General features: G+C 53.0%; 17 protein-coding genes and 1 pseudogene. 8 read left to right on the plus strand and 10 right to left on the minus strand.

Annotated features, from left to right (window positions below; all coding sequences use genetic code 11):
* From ACTF5Z_RS04865 to ACTF5Z_RS04900, 8 genes are read right to left on the minus strand one after another with little or no spacing between them, the layout of a single operon-like run.
* Positions 1 to 1,161: an acyl-CoA dehydrogenase family protein gene (locus ACTF5Z_RS04865; RefSeq protein WP_438984720.1), complete on the minus strand. Its 1,161-nt coding sequence runs from the start codon at positions 1,159 to 1,161 to the stop codon at positions 1 to 3.
* Positions 1,162 to 1,168: 7 nt separating this feature from the next.
* The gene (locus ACTF5Z_RS04870) at positions 1,169 to 2,056 is read right to left on the minus strand and encodes an SDR family oxidoreductase (RefSeq protein WP_423853512.1); all 888 of its coding nucleotides are present in this window, start codon (positions 2,054 to 2,056) and stop codon (positions 1,169 to 1,171) included.
* A 9-nt stretch (positions 2,057 to 2,065) separates the two neighbouring features.
* Positions 2,066 to 3,220: an acetyl-CoA C-acetyltransferase gene (locus ACTF5Z_RS04875; protein ID WP_438984721.1), complete on the minus strand. Its 1,155-nt coding sequence runs from the start codon at positions 3,218 to 3,220 to the stop codon at positions 2,066 to 2,068.
* A gap of 12 nt (positions 3,221 to 3,232) precedes the next feature.
* Positions 3,233 to 4,333 carry an acyl-CoA dehydrogenase family protein gene (locus ACTF5Z_RS04880; protein ID WP_438984722.1) on the minus strand — a complete coding sequence of 367 codons (1,101 nt, stop codon included), beginning with the start codon at positions 4,331 to 4,333 and terminating at the stop codon, positions 3,233 to 3,235.
* A gap of 15 nt (positions 4,334 to 4,348) precedes the next feature.
* A complete protein-coding gene (locus ACTF5Z_RS04885) occupies positions 4,349 to 5,515 on the minus strand; it encodes an acyl-CoA dehydrogenase family protein (protein ID WP_438984723.1) in 1,167 nt (388 codons plus the stop codon).
* Between the two features lie 17 nt (positions 5,516 to 5,532).
* Entirely contained in the window at positions 5,533 to 6,402 is an 870-nt protein-coding gene (locus tag ACTF5Z_RS04890) for an enoyl-CoA hydratase (RefSeq protein ID WP_423849861.1), read from the minus strand.
* Positions 6,403 to 6,415: 13 nt separating this feature from the next.
* Positions 6,416 to 7,222 (minus strand): CoA-transferase subunit beta, encoded by an 807-nt coding sequence (locus ACTF5Z_RS04895; protein ID WP_423849860.1) that lies wholly within the window; start codon positions 7,220 to 7,222, stop codon positions 6,416 to 6,418.
* An 11-nt stretch (positions 7,223 to 7,233) separates the two neighbouring features.
* Positions 7,234 to 8,109, minus strand: coding sequence for a CoA transferase subunit A (locus tag ACTF5Z_RS04900; protein WP_423849859.1), 876 nt, complete (start codon positions 8,107 to 8,109; stop codon positions 7,234 to 7,236).
* A 139-nt stretch (positions 8,110 to 8,248) separates the two neighbouring features.
* Between ACTF5Z_RS04900 and ACTF5Z_RS04905 the strand changes: the two genes are divergently transcribed.
* The 8 genes from ACTF5Z_RS04905 (at position 8,249) to ACTF5Z_RS04940 (ending at position 16,919) form a co-directional block, all read left to right on the plus strand.
* Positions 8,249 to 9,847, plus strand: a complete 1,599-nt coding sequence (locus ACTF5Z_RS04905; RefSeq protein ID WP_438984724.1) for a FadD3 family acyl-CoA ligase — start codon at positions 8,249 to 8,251, stop codon at positions 9,845 to 9,847.
* A gap of 11 nt (positions 9,848 to 9,858) precedes the next feature.
* Entirely contained in the window at positions 9,859 to 10,767 is a 909-nt protein-coding gene (locus tag ACTF5Z_RS04910; RefSeq protein ID WP_438984725.1) for a VOC family protein, read from the plus strand.
* Between the two features lie 100 nt (positions 10,768 to 10,867).
* On the plus strand, positions 10,868 to 11,995 hold the full coding sequence (locus tag ACTF5Z_RS04915; RefSeq protein WP_423855045.1) for a flavin-dependent monooxygenase: 1,128 nt from the start codon (positions 10,868 to 10,870) through the stop codon (positions 11,993 to 11,995).
* 7 nt (positions 11,996 to 12,002) lie between these two features.
* Positions 12,003 to 12,836: an alpha/beta fold hydrolase gene (locus ACTF5Z_RS04920; RefSeq protein ID WP_423849414.1), complete on the plus strand. Its 834-nt coding sequence runs from the start codon at positions 12,003 to 12,005 to the stop codon at positions 12,834 to 12,836.
* A 4-nt stretch (positions 12,837 to 12,840) separates the two neighbouring features.
* Positions 12,841 to 13,650 carry a fumarylacetoacetate hydrolase family protein gene (locus ACTF5Z_RS04925; protein ID WP_423849415.1) on the plus strand — a complete coding sequence of 270 codons (810 nt, stop codon included), beginning with the start codon at positions 12,841 to 12,843 and terminating at the stop codon, positions 13,648 to 13,650.
* Between the two features lie 89 nt (positions 13,651 to 13,739).
* Positions 13,740 to 14,630: an acetaldehyde dehydrogenase (acetylating) gene (locus ACTF5Z_RS04930; protein WP_423849416.1), complete on the plus strand. Its 891-nt coding sequence runs from the start codon at positions 13,740 to 13,742 to the stop codon at positions 14,628 to 14,630.
* Positions 14,631 to 14,639: 9 nt separating this feature from the next.
* Positions 14,640 to 15,662, plus strand: coding sequence for a 4-hydroxy-2-oxovalerate aldolase (gene dmpG, locus ACTF5Z_RS04935; RefSeq protein WP_423849417.1), 1,023 nt, complete (start codon positions 14,640 to 14,642; stop codon positions 15,660 to 15,662).
* A 114-nt stretch (positions 15,663 to 15,776) separates the two neighbouring features.
* Complete coding sequence (locus ACTF5Z_RS04940; RefSeq protein WP_423849418.1) at positions 15,777 to 16,919, plus strand: helix-turn-helix transcriptional regulator; 1,143 nt, start codon at positions 15,777 to 15,779, stop codon at positions 16,917 to 16,919.
* Positions 16,920 to 16,968: 49 nt separating this feature from the next.
* Here ACTF5Z_RS04940 and ACTF5Z_RS04945 read toward each other — a convergent pair whose 3' ends face one another.
* Both ACTF5Z_RS04945 and ACTF5Z_RS04950 read right to left on the minus strand, forming a co-directional pair.
* Positions 16,969 to 17,337: a nuclear transport factor 2 family protein gene (locus ACTF5Z_RS04945; protein ID WP_438984726.1), complete on the minus strand. Its 369-nt coding sequence runs from the start codon at positions 17,335 to 17,337 to the stop codon at positions 16,969 to 16,971.
* 12 nt (positions 17,338 to 17,349) lie between these two features.
* Positions 17,350 to 17,594, minus strand: a pseudogene (locus tag ACTF5Z_RS04950) (Rieske 2Fe-2S domain-containing protein); the annotation flags it as partial.

Below are 17,594 nucleotides of genomic sequence, written 5' to 3' on the forward strand. Positions count from 1 at the left end.
TCAGCACTCCCCCGCTAGTAACATCTGTGCAATACGCTCGCGGTGCTCAGCACCCGCACCCAAGAAGGTTTCGGTCGACTTAGCGCGCTTAAAATACAGCTGTATGTCGTACTCTTCGGTTATGCCCACACCACCAAACAGCTGAATGCCGCAGCCCGCAACAAAGAAAAATGTATCGCTACAATACGCTTTGGTCATGCTCGCTGCTTCCGCTAACTGCGCTGCGTCATACCGACCCTGCACCCATTCATCAATCGCACAGGCCGCGTAATACACGATCGAACGCGAGGCCTCTACTTTTAGCATCATATCGGCGCACTTGTGCTTAACCGCCTGAAACGAGGCAATCGTGCGCCCAAACTGCACGCGCTCTTGCAAGTAGTCGACCGTCATGTCCAGGCTTGCTTGCGCGCCACCTAACTGGTCAGCCGCTACAAAAATCGACAGAACATCCACCAACTGTGTCAAAGCCTCGCCTGCGTTACCAGGGCAACCCAAGCTGGCGGTAGTGGCCACCTGCACCTTGTCCAGCGTGAGCTCGGCTAAAGGTCGGGTTTGATCCATCGTCGGTACTCGCTTGCGGCTTACGCCCTCGGCGTTTGCATCCACCAAAAACAAACCGACACCTTGCGAGCCTTCGGAGCCCGGCACTCGAGCTGCAACCAAGAGCATATCAGCACTGTGACCATGGCTTACAAAGCGGTAAGTGCCCGACAATTCATAGCCAGAGTCTGTTGACGTGGCTGTCGCTGTAACGGCATCGGTCGACCACTCTCTGGCACGATCGATCACCGCGATCGTTGCGCTCTCGCCTGCCATCAACCGCCCAAAATACTCTGCTTGCTGTTCATCACTGCCCCACTTCAGCAGTGCAGTGATCACCGCAGCAGTATCCGCAAATGGCGCATTAAATAAACGCATACCCATGCGCTCGAGTATGCCCACCAACTCGACAAACCCTAGACCTAAACCGTCGTGCTCCTCGGGAATAAGAATTGCCTGCCAGTACATTTCTTGACACAAGCGCTCCCAAACCTTTGAGTCATAGCCCAAATCAGTCTGCATAGCTTCTCGGATTGCAGGTGCAGTCGATACCTCTGACAAAAAAGCGTCAGCCGTATCAAAAATCATGACCTGCTCTTCGGTAAACGCAAATTCCATGGTGCGACTAGGCTCCCCAGATTTTTTGTGCGGGCACTTCGGTGTTCAACAATTGCTCGATGGCGTCACCAACTTCTGCTGGCGCCCAACGGCTACCTTTATCTACGCCTTGTGTCGTGCGCCAACCATCGGCGATGCACAAACGACCACCCTCGGCTTCAAGTACCCGACCGGTCAAATGAGCTGATGCTTCCGAACACAGCCACGTCACCAAGGACGACACGTTTTCTGGTGCAAACGAGTCAAAGCTGCCATCTTCAGGTGCTGCCATACGCGCTGCCATTTCCGGTACTGCTGTGGTCATACCTGTTCGCGCGACCGGTGCAATAGCGTTCGCGGTAATACCGTAGCGCGCCAATTCAGCGGCTTGGTTGAGTGTTAAGGCGGCAATACCGGCTTTTGCGGCTGCGTAGTTTGACTGACCAATCGATCCTTGAAGACCTGCGCCCGAGGTGGTGTTCACAATGCGCCCTGAGACCGACCCACCTGTTTTGGACAAGTGACGCCAATATTGAACGGCGTGTGAGGTAATGCAAAAGTGGCCCTTTAAATGGACCGCCATAATGGTGTCCCACTCTTGCTCGGTCATGGACGCAAACATACGATCACGGTTAACGCCTGCGTTATTCACCACGCCGTGTAATCCACCAAAAGTCTCGATGGCCTGCGAAACTGCACGCTGACTGTCAGCATAGTTGGTAATATCCGAGTCATTAATCGCCGCTCGTCCGCCCGCGGCGACAATTTCATCCACAACACGCTGTGCGGCGTCTTGATTGATGTCATTAACAATCACGCACGCGCCTTCCGACGCCAGCACTCGCGCGTGCGCAGCGCCCAAGCCACCACCTGCGCCGGTGACGATAACAACTCGATCTTGGCAAATACCTGTCATCTTTTTACCTTATAACTTTTCTAAAATAGTTACGTTGGCTTGGCCACCACCTTCACACATGGTTTGTAAGCCATAACGCACGTTGCGACGCTCCATCTCATGTAACAGAGTCGTCATTAATTTGGTGCCGGTAGCACCCAGTGGGTGCCCCAGAGCAATGGCGCCGCCATTGACGTTGGTTTGTTCATACGGATAGCCAGTTTCTTGCAACCACGCCATGGGCACGGAAGCAAAGGCCTCGTTGATCTCGACCAAGCCGATATCGTTTAACGACATGCCCGATTTTTTCATGGCGTATTCAGTCGCCGGAATCGGTGCGGTTAACATCCAGATCGGATCGGCAGCACGCACACTCATGTGCGCAATACGAGCGCGCGGGGTCAGGTTGTAACGTTTCAACGCAGCTTCTGATACCACCAAGACAGCCGATGAGGCATCGCAGGTCTGGCTCGAGACACCGGCAGTAATAGTGCCGCCTTCCATTAAGGCGGCAAGCTCGGCCATTTTCTCGAGCGAAGTTTCGCGCATAGTTTCGTCGTACTTCAAATCGCCAAAGGGCACGATTTCACGATCAAAATAACCGGCCTGAGTCGCCGCAATTCCGCGACGATGCGATTCGAGTGCAAACTCTTCCATCGCTTGACGGCTGATGTTCCACTTATCGGCTATCATTTGCGCCGAATTAAACTGAGACACCGGAACATCGCCATAACGCGCCTGCCAACCCGTGCTGCCAGAAAAGGGGTTGTCAAAACCCAAAGGCTGCGCCGCTAACATCGCCGATGAAATAGGAATCGATGACATCGTTTGCACACCACCTGCCACGACCACATCCATAGTGCCTGACATAATCGCTTGCGCCGCAAAGTGCACGGCTTGCTGCGAGCTGCCACACTGGCGATCGACTGTTGTCCCCGGCACCTCATCTGACAAACCCGCCGCTAACCAGCAAGTGCGGGCGATATCGCCAGCCAAGGGCCCGATGGTATCGACACAACCAAAAATGACGTCGTCGTATTCGTTATCGGGAATCCCGTTGCGTTCGACAATGGCTTTAAGTACATGAGCACCCAAATCAGCGCCATGAACCTGGGCAAGCGATCCGCGACGACGGCCTGTGGGCGATCGAACAGCATCGACAATGTAGGCTTGAGGTGTAGACATATGCAGTTCCTTTTAGGCGGCAGCGCTTTCGCTGTTGTCGATGTAACGCTTACCAAATGTAAATTCAGGGCCCAATAAGGCATTGGGTTGTAGCAACCATTCGTGGATGCGATTTTTGTGGAAGCCCGCGTCACCCCACTCTTTGGCCAAAGCCCAAGCGCGCTTCACCCAAATGTGCAAATCGCACTCCCAGGTGTAACCCATAGCGCCGTGCACTTGGGTCGCATTGCGTGCACTCAGCTCTGCTGCCGCGCCCGCTGCAGTTTTGGCGTGACTAACCGCCCAATCCGCACGTTGTGGTGCAACCCCTACGGTGTAGGCAGCGCGGTAAACGGCGGGTTTTGCAAACTCAATCTGCACCGCACAATCCGCCATCAAGTGCTTCACCGCTTGATTGGTGCCAATAGCCTTACCAAACTGCTCACGGGTCGAGGCATAATCAACAGCCTGCTGCACCATGGCTTGCGCCAAGCCCAACAACTGCGCCGCCGCAGCCAGTGCACCTCGATTTAAGGTCGCTCGCTGCAAGCCAGCGCCCACCTCACCGTCAGCAACACGGGTTTTACGCGAAGGTGTCCAATCAACTTTCTGCAACCGACGGCTCGGGTCGACGCTTTTCAAGGCGGTAAATTTAAGCTCCGAATTGGGAACCAAATGTACGTCGTTACCGTTGGCCAGCAACATCCAGTCTTTGCGCTGCGCAAAATTGCTGTAGGGGTTAATGATGTGCGCACAACCCACTCGGGCCTCACCTGCCGCCATCGCGCCCAACAGTTCCTGCACCTGATCAGTGTTTTTGCCCACTACGAGTAGGTCTGCTAATAAACCGCCGGCAACGACTGCGTCTTCGACAATCGATTCGGGCAGCGCCGCTTTGCCGCAAGCCTCTGCTAATAACACAAAATCCACCAAATCCATGCCCAAACCCCCGCACGATTCAGGCACGAGTAGAGAGTTCATGCCCATTTCGTTAAGAGTATTTAGCATATCGGCGTTTTCGCCAGTGTCGCTGGCCCAGCGCTCACGAATCGAGGTCGTGGTGACCTCGTTTTCCAGCATCGATTGCACCGAATCACGGAAAGCCAGCTGATCGTCTGTAAATGTAAAATCCATAGTGCCTACCCGACCTTATTTACGTGGCATTCCGAGCATACGCTCAGCAATGATGTTACGTTGAATCTCGTTGGTGCCCGCATAGATGGGGCCAGATTGGCTGAACAAGAAACCGTCGAGCCAACTGCCAAGCTCTGCGTGATCCTCAGCGGTTTCCGGCTCGACCTCGGCACGCGCACCCAGCAAACTGAGCGCGGTTTCATGAATGCGAATATCCAATTCCGACCAGAAAATTTTGTTGCACGAAGACTCAGCACCAATATGGCCGCCCGCAACCAAGCGCGAAGCAGTTTGGTAAGTCGATAAAGCGTAAGCCTCCGCGTCCATGTAGCAGCGCACGACCGAATCTTCGATAGAGAGATCTAGGATGTCGTTACGGCGCTTGCGATACAGTTCAACCAATCGACGTGAAGCCTGCTGAAAACGCGCAGGTGAGCGAAGCATCAAGCCGCGCTCAAAACCCGCGGTCGACATGGCAATTTGCCAGCCCTGGTTTTCACCCCCAAGCAAATTAAAATCGGACACGCGCACGTTATCAAAAAAGATTTCGGCAAAACCGGGCAAGCCGTTGAGCTGCTCGATGGGACGTACCGTAACACCTGGGGCATCTAGCGGCACCAGAATAAACGACAAACCGTGATGCCGGCTCGACTCGGGATCGGTACGAAACAAACCAAAGGCATAATCAGCAAATACCGCGCGAGTAGACCATATTTTTTGGCCGTTAATGACAAATTCGTCGCCATCGCGATCCGCGCGGCAGCGAATTGCCGCCATGTCGGAACCTGCGTTGGGCTCAGACCAGGCCTGCGCCCAGATCTCTTCACCACTTGCCATAGCACTGATAAAGCGTTCTTTTTGCGCGTCGGTGCCATATTCCATTAAAGTGGGACCCAACAAGAAAATACCGTTTTGGTTCACGCGTAATGGCGCTCCGGCACGGTAATACTCTTCTTCAAAGATCAGCCACTCGATCAAATCGCAGGCTCGACCACCGTATTCTTTGGGCCAAGTCACCATGCCCCAATTGCCAGCGGCCAAGGTTTTTTCCCATTGCCGGTGCTGCTCGAACCCCTCGGCAGTATCGAAAGAAGCCAGCTTTTTCGCAGGCACATGCGCCGCCAGCCAAGCACGAACTTCTTCTCTAAACTGAGTTTGGCTTGGCGTGTACAGTAGATCCATCCCCAATAACCTCGTACTTAGTCTTCTTTTTTGTTTTCGCGGGCCATCGCTTTCGCGTCATAACCGCCCAATTTGTCACCCGACACCAAGTCGTTGTGCGCATGAGTAAAGTGATGCCACGCAAATACGGCATCCATGCCGGTACGTTTACCTTGCAAATCTTCAATGTGGTTGATGGCTTGTTTGGTCAAAGCCAAACCAAGACGAGGCATAGCGCCGACTTTCTGAGCTAAGGCTTTCACGTCATCCGCCAGCGTTTCACGGGTCGAGATACGATTGACCATTCCCATTTGATAGGCGCGCTCGGCCGACATTTTCTCGCCAGTGAACAAAAATTCTTTTGCAATGCGAGGGTGCAACTCGAAAGGATGCGCAAAATACTCCACACCCGGGATACCCATGCGCACGACAGGATCTGAGAAAAACGCATCGTCAGTCGCGACAATCAGGTCACAGACCCAAGCCAACATCAAACCACCAGCGATACAAGCGCCCTGAACGGCAGCGATGGTAGGCTTGGGAATCTCACGCCAGCGGCGGCACATACCTAAATACGCTTCGGCCTCGCGCACGTACAGATACTCACCGCCTTCCTTATTCGAGTGGTCGTACCACATCGTCACGCGTTCTTGAGGCAAATGTACATCGCGTCCGGGCGTGCCGATATCGTGGCCAGCCGAAAAATGCTTGCCCTCGCCACGCAACACAATCACTTTGACATCGTCGTCGGCCACCGCTTTACGAAACGCAGCATCCAACTCGTAAGTCATTTTGCCATTCTGCGCATTGTTGTACTCAGGTCGCGCCATGGTCACATAGGCAATGCCCTCTTCGACCTCGTATTTGACTGTGGGGGCGTCGTAATTGAATTCGGGTTTATCCGACATGATGTCTCCTGCCTTAGCCTCGGCGATCGCCGGGCGGGTTATCTTTTAGCTGCTTAGCGCGCGCATTCAGCGGGTCAAGCTCAGCAATAATAGCAAGTTGCTCAACCGTAGGCGCTGGCGTCACACCGAGATTATCGGCCACAGCCAACTCAAAGCCCGTATTATCGCGGACTTCTTGCTCCGTCACACCAGGGTGCAAGCTCACAATGCGCATTTGATGATTTGGACCATTAAAATCCATCACGCACAAATCGGTAATGACGGTGCGCACGTCAATATCATCTAAGCTGTAGCCCTTAGGTAATCGATCGGGGTTATATCCAATAGAACCCACCACATCACATTCACCCTCAACGAACACGCGAGTCGAATGTTTGGGCACAAAAAACGAGTTGCCGTGTGATATGGAGTTGCCAGGAAAGCCTCGAACGCCTAGCAGCTGCACTTTGGGTTGCTGATAGGTGCCGCCCAAGGCTGAGATGTTCGCCTGCCCAAAGCGGTCAATCTGACTGGGACCCACCATGGCGTGACGTTTGCCACTCCAAACGTTATCAAAGACCGCCCGAAAACCCAGCCAAGTCTCGTTGGCCTGACCCGCATGGCTTTTCATGCCTGACACCGGGTTGGGTTTAGACAGCAAAAACGACTGGCTGTCGGTCATCATCAAATCGGGATTGGTTGTGCTCATCGCTAAACTCGCGGCCAAGCGAGGCAACAAGCCAATACCCGTCGCCAATACTTCACCTTCGTTATCAAACACCCGCGAGGCGGCAACGACCATCAGTTCTGCCAAGCTGTAGCTTGAGGCTACTTCACTCATTGTCTTACTCCTTAATACGCGGGCAAAGGCAACGCTTGGATGGCATCCAAGCCACCCACAGCTGCTTGATAATCTTGTTCAGTTTTGCCGCGCACGTGCGCATCGACGTAGGCATCAAACTCACCCGCACCTACCGCTTCGCCGTACGCTTTAAAATGCTTAACATCAAAGCCGTACAGAGGGTCAGACGAGCTAGGGTGCGCCCCACCGGGAATGTGCACCACAGACTGAGTGTGACAACGCTCCCAGAACACCGATCGCGCGACGGCCGGATCGGCAAAATGTTCCGTTGGCACGACTTCATCACACGACACAATAGTGTGCTTTGCCGCGCGCGCGAACAAGTCATCCATGTAAACGTCGGGGCTTGCAATTTCACACACGCCACGCTCATCACAACGGGTCGCGTGGATCAGTGCCACATCCATATTTAGAGCCGGCATTGCCACCCACTCTTTGTCGTCGTAAGGGCTATCGATAACCTTCAATTCGGGGTTGCGAGCGACCACGTCGGTTCCCAAGCCGACATTCGTCGGGATGAACGGAATGCGCCAAGAGGCGGCGCGCAGACCCTGCAGCATCATACCTTCATCGATTTCTAGTACCTCTATGGCGCCGCTTTGGCGCGCAACCCTGAAACCGGGCTCTAAAGGCATAAAATCCAAAGACACAAACGCAAAGATAACTTTTTTAACTTTGCCGCTCGCACACAACATGCCGACATCAGCGCCGCCATAAGCAACAACCGTGAGGTCGGTGACATCCGAGCGCATCAACTCGCGCACTAAGGCCATTGGCTTGCGGCGAGGACCCCAGCCCCCGATCCCAATGGTCATACCGCTTTTTATCGAGGCAATGGCCTCTGCGGCTGTTTGCAATTTATTCATAAAGCACAGCGTCTACTATTCGAAGAATGAGAGGATCATTATGGTTCCCCAGCCCCTATGCCTCATCATCCATGTAGACTATGACAATACCTGAGGACTACATTAGGGTCTGCGTTCTAGAAACTTGGAATCTATTTCAGTGCCAAACTCCTCACCAAACACCACTGTCGAGCTTATTTATCGAGCCGCCGAGCTTTATCAAGACCGTCCTTTCATAGAAGAAAACGGCACACAACTTAGCTTCTCGGAATTCAAGCAAGCCTGCATTGAGACCGCCGCAGGCCTTAAACAGCTAGGATTCAAACCTGGCGACCGAGCCGCGATATGGGCACCCAATATTTCTGAGTGGGTCATTGCAGCGTTCGGGACGCATTTTGCGGGCGGTCAAATCGTGACGCTCAATACGCGATACAAAGGTGAGGAAGCCGCGGCTATTTTAAATGACAGCCAGGCATCGACACTGTTTGTCATGGGGCAATTCTTAGGCAATGATTATCTGGGAATGATCGCCAACCTAGAGCTACCGCACCTGAAACACCGCGTTCAATTACGAGGCAAAGCAGAGCCGTCAGCCACCCAACATTGGGATGAACTGCAAAACACAGGACGTGCATGGATCGCCGAGCACGGCAAGGAAGCCATCGAGCATGAGGCGCTGTCGATATCCGGTGAGGCGATTTCCGACATCATGTTCACTTCAGGCACCACCGGTCGCGCCAAAGGCGTGCTCTGTGGGCACCAACAAAACGTTCAGTCTTTTACCACGTTTTCTGAAATCCTCGGGCTCAACGACACCGATCGATATCTCATTATTAATCCCTTTTTTCACAGCTTTGGGTTTAAAGCAGGCCTGCTGGCCTGTCTCAGCCAAGGCTGCACAGTGCTACCCGAAGCCGTATTTGATGTGGACAAAATCCTAGAGCGCATCGACAACGAAAACATCACTGTCATGCCAGGACCACCGACGATATTTCAATCGATTTTAGCCCACCCCAATCGCAGCAAGTACTCACTTGCAAGCCTAACAAAATGCACAACAGGTGCGGCGGTAATCCCCACCGAACTCATCATTGCCATGCGCGATGAGCTAAAAATTTCCACTATTATTACAGCGTACGGTTTATCGGAAAGCTGCGGTCTAGCAACCATGTGCCGCCAAGGCGATGCACCAGACACTATCGCCAAAACATCCGGGCGCGCCATTCCCGCAGTCGAAGTACGCTGCGTTGATGAGCAGGGCAATGAAGTCGCAGCGGGTGAGCAAGGTGAAATCGTGATTCGAGGCTTTAATGTCATGCAGGGTTATCTAGATAACCCTGAGGCCACCGCAGAAACCATCGACACAGAGGGCTGGCTCCACACCGGCGATGTAGGCCGAATGGACGAAGAGGGCAACCTGACGATTACCGATCGTTTGAAAGATATGTATATCAGCGGAGGTTTCAACTGCTATCCAGCGGAAATCGAGTCAACGCTCTTACGCCATGCGGACGTCGTGCAAGCCGCGGTTATTGGCTATCCTGATGAACGTATGGGCGAGGTCGGCTGGGCTTTTGTAACGTTAAAACAAGGCGCAACCGCAAACGCCGCAGAAATTAGCGCCTGGGCGCGGGACAACATGGCGAATTACAAGGCGCCGCGGAAGGTCATTATTCTAGATGCCCTTCCGTTAAACGCATCAGGCAAAGTACTCAAACCCACTTTGCGCCAAGGGGCGCTCGATGGGACGCTACGATAAGGAGAAGCACAATGGCCATTAAAAGCTTAGGTTACATCGGAGTAAATTCTACGGATCTATCGCAGTGGCGAACCTTTGCTTGCGATGTCATGGGCCTAGAAGACGTCAGCGCACGTCTGGAGTGTGATGACGCAACCGCTCTGTTCAAAATGGATGACCACCCATATCGCCTGATCGTGAATAAAAGTGATACCGATCAATTTGCTTTTTGCGGCTGGGAAACCAACAGCGAGGCGGGTCTACTAGAAGTTGCCGATGCTCTCACAGCCGCAGGTGTAGCTATCACATGGGCAGATGCCGACCATATTGCCGAGCGCCGCGTAACACAATTGTTGAGCTTCACAGACCCGTCGGGCACCCAACACGAGGTGTTTTATGGCGTGATTTCCGATTTCAAACGCTTAAATTCGCCAGCGGGCGTCAGTCACTTTGTGACAGGCAATCAAGGCATGGGCCACGTAGTGCTGCCTGCACCCAACTTCGACGAAACCTCATCGTTCTTCACCGAGGTTTTAGGCTTTGGCCTATCCGATTTGATGAAAATCAAGTTTACGCCAGATCCTGCCGAGCCCGAAAAACGCCTGTGGTTTATGCACTGCAATGAGCGACACCACAGCCTAGGCTTATTCGAAATGCCCTTGCCCTCAGGCTGCGTGCACGTCATGGTTGAGGTGCCCAGCGTCGATGAAGTTGGCCTTGGCAACGACAGACGCATCGCCGGGGGCGTTAAGCTAACGGGCACTTTGGGACGGCACGCCAACGACCACATGGTGTCGTTTTACATGCGCAGCCCAGCAGGCTTTGATATCGAATACGGCGCCGAGGGCCGCACCGTGGAAGACTGGGATAACTACCCGGTATTTCAAAGCACCGTTGCCAGTTTTTGGGGCCACGATTTCAGCGTAGGCCATGAGGACTAGTCCAGGCTAAAACCAGTTAATTCATTCGGGGTATGCACCAGGCAGGCAACTTTGCCAACATCAGTTCATGCACAAGGCATACCCCAGCGAGGAGAACATAATGACCTATTTAGTACCAGATTCTACGATCGCCTTGATCGAAGCCAGAGCGCCCGAGGCTCGCAAAAACCGCGTAATGTCACACGAAGTCGTGCAAGCGTTAAAAGACTGCGGCTTTTTTAAGATGTTTTTGCCCAAAAAGTGGGGAGGCTTAGAATGCCGCCCGCAAGAATTTTTCCGCGAGCAAATCCGTATTGCCGAGGCGGACATGAGCCACGCCTGGGCCAGCGGCATTATTGCCATTCACGCCTACCAAATTGCGATGATGGATCAAAAAGCACAAGAGACTGTGTACGGCGAAGACCCAAATACTCTCGTAAGTAGCTCCTACAACCCAGTGGGTGCAAAAGTAGAGCAAGTAGAAGGCGGCTGCATGGTTTCGGGTCGCTGGGGTTGGAGCTCCGGATCAGAACACTGTACATGGGCGTTGCTCGGCGGCATCGTTGCTAACGAAGGTTACCGAACATTCTTAATACCTCGCACGCAGTACGTCATCGAAGACACGTGGGACGTTATGGGTCTACAAGCAACAGGCTCAAATGATGTCGTTATTGAAGAGCCAATCTTCGTGCCCGATCACATGAGCCACAAACGCGACGACGGCTTCAACTGCGTGCATGAACAAGACAGTGCAATCTACGATTTATCTTGGGCACAAGGCTTCGTGCGGGTGGTCAATACGCCTGCGATCGGCGCCCTGAAAAAGGCACTAAAGATCTTCATCGAAACACGCTCAGGCGGATTCAAAACCACCACCGACATGACCAAGTTTGCGGCAGATGTCGAAGTCCAGGAACGCGTTGCGAAGGTTAAAAATATCATCTCTGAGCTTGAAGCCGTGCTGTTTAGCAACTTCGATAAAATGGAGGCGGCCAACTGGAAGCCCAGCATCGACGATCGTATCTTATACCGCTATCAAGCAAGCTTGGTTATTCCAAAAGCGATCGAAGCCATGGACTTACTGTACGACGCCGCCGGCGGCCGTTCGGTATTCAATGGCCACCCCATGATGGAGTTGTGGCACGATGTCCACATCGCGCGCTGCCACGTTGCTAACAACCCAACACCTTTTGCACGCAACCTAGGTAGCACGCAGTTGGGCATGGAAAACACGGACATCTTTATCTAGGAATTCTATGACCAATTCAGTATCGGGGCGCTACCTAGAAGTTTCTAGCCGCGTCACCATTCACTACACCGATCACCCTGCTCAAAATACCGAGCGGGGTGTTGTCGTTTTTGTTCACGGTAGCGGACCAGGCGCTAGTGGTTGGAGCAACTTCAAATTCAACGTTGCCGCCTTCCAAGACGCTGGCTTTAGATGCATCGTATTTGACCAACCGGGGTACGGGCTCACCTCCAAGCCAACCGATGTCGATCACACCCTAGATTTTTTCGTCGAAAACCTCGTGGGCTTACTCGATGGCCTGAACATCGACAAAATTACTTTGGTAGGTAATTCTTTAGGTGGAGCCGTCTCTCTTGGCATGGCATTAGCTCACCCCCAACGCGTCGAAAAACTCATCTTGATGGCGCCCGGTGGCATTGAAGAAAGAGAGACCTATTTTCAATGCATTGGGATTCAAGAAATGGTGAAGTTCCCGATGGGATCACCCGAATTCACTCGCGATGTCTTGGCCGAGCTGCTGACGCTGCTCGTTCACGACCCCAAACATGTCACCGACGAACTCGTACAAGAGCGCTGGGAGACTCTGCAAATTCAAAATCCGCATGTGCTCGCCACTATGGCTATCCCTAACGTAACCGACCAGCTGCATAAAATCGACTGCCCGGTGGCGCTATTTTGGGGCACAGACGACAAATTTTGCCCAGCCAGCGGTACGCAAAAGATCCTGGACCACTGTCCTAATGTGCAAGCTCACCTGCTTAACAACTGCGGGCACTGGGTCATGGTCGAATACGCCGAGTTTTTCAACCGTACCTGCATCGACTTTTTGACTCACGAGTAAGACTATGGCACTTACCGAACAACAGCGCGAAGCGTTAGGCTTGGAGTTGTATCAAGCCCTGCGAGGCGAACACACCGTCGAACCGTTCACCGATCGATTCGATGACATCGAAATCGAGGACGCCTATTACATTTCGCAAGCGATGCTAAAACCACGGATCGAACAAGACGGCGAAATAATCACGGGCAAAAAGATCGGCGTTACCTCTGCCGCGGTTCAGAACATGCTGGGGGTCTTTCAGCCTGACTTCGGGTTTTTAACCGACGCTATGGCTTACGACGATGGCGCAACCATTCCCGTTAAAGGTAATCTAATTCAGCCTCGAGCTGAAGGCGAAATCGCTTTCGTGCTCAAACAAGATCTACAAGGCCCTGGCGTGACGGAAGAACAGGTGCTTGCTGCGACCGACTACATAACGCCGTGCTTTGAAATCGTGGACTCTCGCATTCACAACTGGCAAATCAAAATTCAAGACACGGTAGCTGACAACGCCTCATGCGGTGTATACGTGCTTGGTAAAGATAAAATCGACCCCACGGGTCTGGCGCTGGATAAGCTAAAAGTCGTTGTGACCAAAAACGGCGAGTTTTTGAGCGAGGGCGAAGGCTCAGCGGTACAGGGCAATCCGCTAACTGCGGTGGCGTGGCTGGCAAATACGCTTGGCGAATTCGGCATTGTATTAAAAGCCGGCGAAGCCATCTTATCCGGATCACTGGTGCCTCTTGAAAGCGCAATATCAGGAGATACGTTTGAAATGACTATGACCGGCGAGGGTATCGAACCAAGCATGGTCAGCTGTCGTTTTAGCGATTAAGACAAAAAGCGATCTAACTATTAGGGATAGCGTCACCTGTCGTTAACACGCGTGAATCCGTTTAACGCGACGCAAAAAGGGAACTTACTATGACCAAAAAATTCAAGGCCGCCATTATCGGCCCTGGCAACATAGGCACCGATTTGTTAATGAAGTGTCTGCGCAGCGATATCATCGAGCCCGTTTGGATGGTGGGTATTGAAGAGTCGGCCGGCATCAAGCGTGCACGTGAATACGGATTACACGTCAGCACCGATGGCGTCGATGGACTGGTAGCAGCCTTTGACGAAGCGCCCGTAGACTTCGCGTTTGACGCAACCTCCGCCTATGTTCACGCCGAAAACTCGCGCAAGTTAAACGAACTGGGCGTAATGATGATCGACCTGACACCGGCCGCGATTGGCCCCTACTGTGTGCCACCGGTAAACCTCGATGCAATTATGGCCGACACCCCCAAAGACAACGTGAACATGGTCACTTGTGGTGGGCAAGCAACCATTCCATTAGTTGCCTCTGTTAGCCGTGTGCAGCCTGTAAGCTACGCAGAAATTGTCGCAACCGTTGCCTCAAAATCCGTGGGTATGGGCACGCGCGACAACATCGATGAATTTACCCGCACCACCTCAGCAGCGATTGCCCAAGTTGGCGGCGCAGACGAGGGCAAAGCCATCATTATTATCAACCCCGCTGAACCACCGCTCATCATGCGTGACACGGTGCACTGCTTAACTAAAGAGCCAGCAGATGCCGAGGCAATTACCGCTTCGGTGAAAGACATGGTTAAAGAAGTTCAAACCTACGTTCCCGGCTATCGCCTGCTGAATGACCCAATCATCGATGGCAATCGCGTTACGATCACAGTCGAGGTCGAAGGCTTGGGGGATTTCTTGCCCAAGTACGCGGGCAACCTAGACATTATGACGGCGGCTGGCCTAAAGACGGCTGAGATGATTGCACGCCGCAAACTGGCTGCAGGATAAGAGGTGAGTATGAATATTCAAGGACGTAAAGTTACTCTTCACGACATGTCATTGCGCGACGGCATGCACCCGCAACGACATCAGATATCAGTCGATCAAATGGTCGATATCGCTAAAGCCTTGGACGCGGCCAAGGTCCCCCTAATCGAGGTAACTCACGGTGACGGTCTAGGCGGCGCATCCGTGAACTACGGATTCCCTGCCCACACCGATCAAGAGTACATCACCGCGGTTGTGAATGCGGTCAGCACCAGCAAAGTATCCGCCCTGCTACTACCAGGAATTGGCACGGTAGATCACCTGCGTATGGCAGCGGATTGTGGTATTTCGACCATTCGCGTAGCGACACACTGTACCGAGGCTAACGTCTCGCGCCAGCATATCAATCTTGGCCGCGACATGGGTTTAGATACCGTGGGCTTTTTGATGATGGCTCACATGATTTCACCCGAAGAAATTTTAGAGCAAGCAAAACTCATGGAGTCTTACGGCGCCAACTGCATCTACTGCACTGACTCTGCAGGCTACATGTTGCCCGATGACGTGACCGAGCGTATTGCACTGCTGCGTGCAGAGCTTGCCCCCGAAACCGAGATTGGCTTTCACGGCCACCACAACATGGCAATGGGTGTCGCTAACTCATTGGCTGCGATCGAGGCGGGCGCCAACCGGATCGACGGTTCTGCCGCCGGCTTGGGCGCAGGCGCCGGCAACACACCACTGGAAGCGATGGCAGCGGTGTTGGACCGCATGGGCGCAGAAACCGGTATCGATATCTTCAAGCTCATGGATGCAGCAGAGGATCATGTACTACCCATTATGGATGAACCCGTGCGCTTAAGCCGTGACTCACTCGTGCTCGGTTACGCCGGCGCCTATTCGTCGTTCTTGCTGTTCGCCAAACGCGCACAGGCAAAATATGGCGTACCCTCACATGAAATTCTTCTAGAAATGGCCAATCGTAAAACCGTTGGCGGTCAAGAAGATTTGATCGAAGACATCGCCATGGAGATGGCCAGAAAACGCGGCTAAGCGACTTTGAATCGAACGCCAGCCGGACTGGCGTTCGATAGTTCTTGGGCGCTCGCAAAAAATAGTGTCTAATGATGCTCGTGGTCACCCGTGAATCGAGGGTTTATAACACCAATGAATACGCCTGACATCGAAGCGTTTTCGAAACTGATCGGTTGCCTGTACGACGGCCATATCGAGGAAGATCCGTATAACAATTTCCTTTATGGTGTGCGGCAAACCATCGACGCAACCTTCGCATCTATTACCATGCGCGAACCTACCGGCGACGATGGCGGTTTACTCTTTGTGTCGTGCGATAAGCTCCAAAAAACCTTAATCGACGATCACACCAACCCCTATACCGACCGTTACTACACCGCCAACCTGATGACCAACTTGCCGTGGGGGCAGGTGATCACCTTGAACGAGTGCTACCCCTACAGCTCGCTCGAAGAAACCGAGCTTTACCGCTTTTGCATGGTACCGCTCGACATTTACCACATGATTGGCATGGATCTGCGTAACGCTAACGGCCAACGCTTTAGCGTGCGATTTGCGCGACCTAAATCCGCCGATAATTTTGGTCCCGAGGAACGCGAGTTTTTAACGCTATTATCGCCTCACATTCAACGCGCCGTTGCCAACGGCATGCAGCTGATTCAATTAGACAACGAGCGAAAGCTTTATTCTAAAACCATCTCCAAACAGTCGATCGGCATTATTACGCTGGATGAGCGAGGCAAAGTCATCACCCGCAATGCCGTAGCGGATGAACTGATCCGCGAGAAAGACGGCATTCACATCGTGAACGACCACATTCACCTCGACAGCCAAGCCGCCAGAACCAAGTTAAACGGCTACATCGAGGAAGTTGTGCAAGCGCAACGCGCCCAAGCCCCGGCGCCGGTGAACGCCCTCTCCGTAGACCGCCCCTCGGGTAAAGCCGATCTCGAAATCCTAATCAAACCGATGATGATCGATAAGACCGTAGAACCTGGGCACACGCCGCATATGATCGTGTTTATTAACGGTCCGGAAAAGCGCTACGACATCGATATTCGTTTGCTCATGTCGCTTTATGGTCTAACGCGGGCTGAAGCCATGCTTGCCAAGTATCTGGCGGAAGGTGCTAACCTAGACCAGGCTGCGGGTGATTTGGGTATTGCACGCAACACGGCAAGGGCGCAGCTACGCTCAATTTTTGCCAAGACCGGCGTGTCACAACAGTCCATGCTGGTCAGCCTGATTTTAAAAAGTCTGGTCACCTTTTCTTAGGACACAAAAAAAGCCCACAGGAAGTGGGCTTTGGCGATTCCCTAAGACTTTAGCTTCTCGTATTTTCTGGACCCCAGAATGCACGCATTAAAACCACTTTGCCTTCGTCGTTAAATTTAAAAACGTCGATGATATCCATGTACATCGGTGCATCGCCAGCACCTATCGTAATCTGGAAGGGGAACGCGACCTCATTGGCAGCCACACGAATCGGACCCGATAACTCTGCGCCCTTAATATTTGCCAGCACACCACCGTAAAACTGCGTGATGGCTTCTCGCCCCGAAACGATATCGCTACCGATTGGGTCTTCAATTTGGGCATCGTCAGCGTACAAATCAACAATAACGTTGACGTCTTCGCCGGTCAGACCGTCCATATACTGCTGCACTGCTGCTGCGGCTTTTGCGTAATCCATTAATCGTGCTCCTTAGTCCATGAATGGAAGGCCGTCATCAATCGCGTGGTTGGCCTCGGCGGGTAGAGTAACGCCAGGAATCTGATGGAACCCGTTCAGTCCTTGCTGAATGGCTGTTGCCGTCTCAGCATCGGCGTAGAACTGCGAATACCACTTACGGCCAATTTTGAACGGCCCATCGGTCTTCAGCGCCATAGGTTTAATCGCAGGCTGTTTATGGCGCCAAATCTGGAAATCAGTCGCGAAAGCTTCTAGGG

The sequence above is a fragment of the Aequoribacter sp. genome (assembly GCF_965659035.1).
Taxonomy (GTDB): domain Bacteria; phylum Pseudomonadota; class Gammaproteobacteria; order Pseudomonadales; family Halieaceae; genus Aequoribacter.